The 3,678-nt window shown below is 73.2% G+C and carries 3 protein-coding genes and 1 pseudogene; 2 read left to right on the top strand and 2 right to left on the bottom strand.

Annotation, left to right across the window (positions count from 1 at the left end; genetic code table 11):
• Positions 1-617: pseudogene (locus AB8Z36_RS34165) on the bottom strand (hypothetical protein); the annotation flags it as partial.
• The gene (locus AB8Z36_RS34160) at positions 614-1,633 is read right to left on the bottom strand and encodes a 5-dehydro-4-deoxyglucarate dehydratase (protein ID WP_369217274.1); all 1,020 of its coding nucleotides are present in this window, start codon (positions 1,631-1,633) and stop codon (positions 614-616) included. The gene AB8Z36_RS34160 and the pseudogene AB8Z36_RS34165, both read right to left, overlap by 4 nt.
• A gap of 227 nt (positions 1,634-1,860) precedes the next feature.
• Here AB8Z36_RS34160 and AB8Z36_RS34155 point away from each other — a divergent pair, with 227 nt between their 5' ends.
• The gene (locus AB8Z36_RS34155; RefSeq protein WP_369217273.1) at positions 1,861-2,670 is read left to right on the top strand and encodes an NAD-dependent epimerase/dehydratase family protein; all 810 of its coding nucleotides are present in this window, start codon (positions 1,861-1,863) and stop codon (positions 2,668-2,670) included.
• A 227-nt stretch (positions 2,671-2,897) separates the two neighbouring features.
• Positions 2,898-3,668, top strand: coding sequence for a DeoR/GlpR family DNA-binding transcription regulator (locus AB8Z36_RS34150; protein WP_369217272.1), 771 nt, complete (start codon positions 2,898-2,900; stop codon positions 3,666-3,668).
• Positions 3,669-3,678 lie beyond the last annotated feature (10 nt).

Raw genomic sequence — 3,678 nt, 5'->3', positions numbered from 1 at the left:
CCCCCGTACCCCTCCCGGCAGGAGCCGCAGAAGCACAGGGACATCAGGTACTGGCCAGCCTCGCCGAGTCCGACGCCCGCGGTCTTGTCGTGGGCGTGCAGATGCGCGAGGCCGTACCAGCCGCACGACTCCAGCTCGGTCCCGCGCGTGCCGGGGCGCGCGGCGGCCTCGGCCGCGAGGGCGACGAGGTACGCGCGCGTGGCCGGCCGCGCGATGCAGGGCGCCCAGGGATAGCGGTCACCGTAGGCATTGACGACGGAGGTCTCCGGGTGGTCCTCGCCCAGGCGGGAGCTGTGCGCGAGGACGGCCCAGCTGTGCACCTCGATCCCGGCGGCGCCCAGCGCCTCCGCGGCCGCGCCATAGGCGTCGCCCGGCGCCCAGTCACCGGCCTCGCGGGGCCGGAGCGCCTGTCCGCGCCAGCGCTCGCCGGGCGGATAGAGCACGGCGGCGTGCGCGGCCGTGACGACGCGGTGGCGGGGGTGGCGCGGGGTGAGCGCGCGCGTGGAGTGGTAGGCGGCGGCGAGGGTGACCTGCCGGATGCCGAGACCGACGAGGCGGTCGGCGGCCGCGGGGTCGCCGACGACGTCCCAGGGATAGAGGAACGCGGCGGCCTTCACGCGTCGCCCCGCGCCGCGTGCAGGCCCGGCAGCTTTTCGTCCCCGCCCGGAGGCGTGCCCGCGCCCGGCAGCTCCTCGCCGAGCAGTTCCCGCCCGCGCTCGACCAGTTCGGCGAGGCGCTTGACGTGTTCGGCGGCGGGTTCGTGCAGCGGCGGGCGCACCCCTCCGACGTCGAGTCCGCCGAGCCGCACGCCCGCCTTGACGAGCGAGACGGCATAGCCGCGGCCGAGGGCCCGCAGCTCGACGAAGGGCCGGTAGAAGCCGTCGACGAGGCGGTTCACCGCCGCGTCGCCCTCGGCGGTCCGCGCGCCGAGCGCCCGGTGGAAGGCGAGCGCGATGTCGGGGGCGAAGCAGAACACGGCCGAGGAGTAGAGGCCGACGCCGATGCCCCGGTAGGCGAGGCCGGTCAGCTCGGCGGTCGGCAGACCGTTGAAGTACAGGAAGTCGCCCGGCACCTCGCTGCGCACGGCGCTGACGGTGCGCTGCATCAGGTCCATGTCGCCGAGGCCGTCCTTGAAGCCGATGATGCCGTCGGCGCGGGCGAGTTCGACGACCGTCTCCGGGGTGAGGACCGCGTTGTCCCGCTGGTAGACGATGACGTCCAGGGAGGTGGCCGCGGCCAGCTCGGTGTAGTGCCGGAGCAGCCCCTCCTGCCCGGCGACCACCAGGTAGGGCGGCATGGCGAGCAGCCCGTCGGCGCCCGCCTCCTCGGCCAGGCGCGCGTACCGCACGGCGAGCGCGGTGCCGTACCCGGCGCCCGCCACGACCGGCACCCGGCCCGCGGTCTCCGCGACGGCGGCGGCGACGCAGCTCTGGAACTCCTCGGGGGTCAGGGCGTGGAACTCGCCCGTGCCGCAGCAGGCGAACACGGCCGCCGCCCCCGCGTCGATGCCCGCGCGGACATGGGCGCGGAAGGTCTCCAGGTCGATGGAGCCGTCGGGTCCGTAGGCGGTGACCGGGAAGAACAGGGGCCCGCTGGGAACGCGGAGCCGGGAAGCGAGGGGGGCTGACGTCACGGGCTCTCCCTAGTCGTGCACGTTTCTGATTGGCGTCCATATCCCTGAACGCGACCACGCTAAGGCGCCCTCTCGGCCCTGGTCAAGCGGATGCACCGGCCGCACGGGCGCGGATTCCCCCGGATTCCCACCCCTCCGCGCGCCCCTTGACGCGGCACCGACGAGATCCCTAGCGTGTCCACGTTTGTGAATCTCGTACGCGGATGAGAACGCTGAGGAGAGCCCGCATGCCCGCTTCCCGCACCGTCCTGATGACCGGCGCCGCCGGGGGCCTCGGCACCCTGATGCGCGGACTGCTCCCGGCGTACGGACACGACCTGCGCCTGCTCGACCTGCGCGGCATCGAGGGCGAGCCGGACGCGGTCACCGCCGATCTCGCCGACAGGGACGCGCTGCGCGAGGCCGTGCGCGGCGTCGACGCGGTCCTCCACCTCGCGGGCATCTCCCTGGAGTCCACCTTCGACAAGATCCTCAAGGCGAACGTCGAAGGGACGTACCACCTCTATGAGGCGGCCCGCGCGGAGGGCGTGCGGCGCGTGGTCTTCGCCTCCTCCAACCACGCGGTGGGCTTCACGCCGCGCCCCGAGGGCGACGACCCGCTGATCCCGCTGGACACCCCGCGCCGCCCCGACACCTTCTACGGCCTGTCGAAGTCCTTCGGCGAGGACCTGGCCCAGCTCTACTGGGACAAGCACGGCATCGAGACCGTCTCGGTCCGCATCGGCTCGTGCTTCCCCGAACCGACGAGCGTGCGGATGCTCTCGGTCTGGATGAGTCCGGGCGACGGCGCGCGGCTCTTCCACGCCGCCCTCACCGCCGAGGACGTCGGGCACACCGTCGTCTACGGATCCTCCGCCAACACCCGCCTGTGGTGGGACCTCTCCTCCGCCCGCGCCCTCGGCTACACACCGCGGGACGACTCCGAGCAGTACGCGGAGAAGCTCATCGCCGAACAGGGCGAACTCGACCCCGGCAATCCGGATCACGCCAATCTCGGCGGTCACTTCTGCACCAACCCGCCACTCTGGCCACACTGAAAACAGCCCGGCTCCGGAGCCGGGGCCCGAACGGGCGGCAAACGGGCACCCCGGCACCCGGTAACGGTCACGTCCGGCGTCCGAACCCCAGGCCACCGCCACGTGACGCGGGCACATACGGGCAGCATCGCGCCCGCTTGGCATCTTTTCTCGTCCGTGCGGGCACTGTAGAACTTCCCCCAAGGCCCGAACGGGCACAGTGAGACCAGGGGAAGCAGGTGGCGCCGATGACCGCGGAGGAGCGTCAGCGGCGGATCGTCAGTGCGGCCCGGCAGTCCGGTTCCGTCGACGTGACGGAACTCGCCGCCCGCCTCGGCGTCGCGAAGGAGACCGTCCGCCGCGACCTGCGCGCCCTGGAGGACCACGGCCTGGTCCGCCGCACCCACGGTGGCGCCTACCCCGTGGAGAGCGCCGGTTTCGAGACCACCCTCGCCTTCCGTACGACCATGCACGTCCCCGAGAAGCGGCGCATCGCCACCGCGGCGGCCGAACTGCTCGGCGACGCCGAGACGGTCTTCATCGACGAGGGCTTCACCCCCCAGCTCATCGCCGAGGCCCTCCCCGACGCGGCGGGCGGGCGCCCGCTGACCGTGGTCACCGCCTCCCTGGCCACGGCGGGCGCGCTCGCCGAGGCCGAGAACATCACCGTGCTGCTGCTCGGCGGCCGGGTCCGGCCGGGCACGCTGGCCACCGTCGACCACTGGACGACGCGCATGCTGGCCGGTTTCGTCATCGACCTCGCCTACATCGGTGCCAACGGCATCTCGCGCGAGCACGGCCTGACGACGCCCGACCCCGCCGTGAGCGAGGTGAAGGCGCAGGCCATCAGGGCCTCCAGGCGGACCGTCTTCCCCGGCGTCCACACCAAGTTCGGGGCGACGAGCTTCTGCCGGTTCGCCGGCATCGGAGACCTGGAGACGATCGTCACCAGCACCCGCCTGCCCGCCTCCGAGGCCCACCGCTACTCCCTCCTCGGACCACAGGTGCTGCGCGTCTGACGGCCGACCC

It is taken from the genome of Streptomyces flavofungini (assembly GCF_041028215.1).
Lineage (GTDB): Bacteria > Actinomycetota > Actinomycetes > Streptomycetales > Streptomycetaceae > Streptomyces > Streptomyces flavofungini_B.
This window is presented reverse-complemented; position numbering and strand designations above follow the sequence as displayed.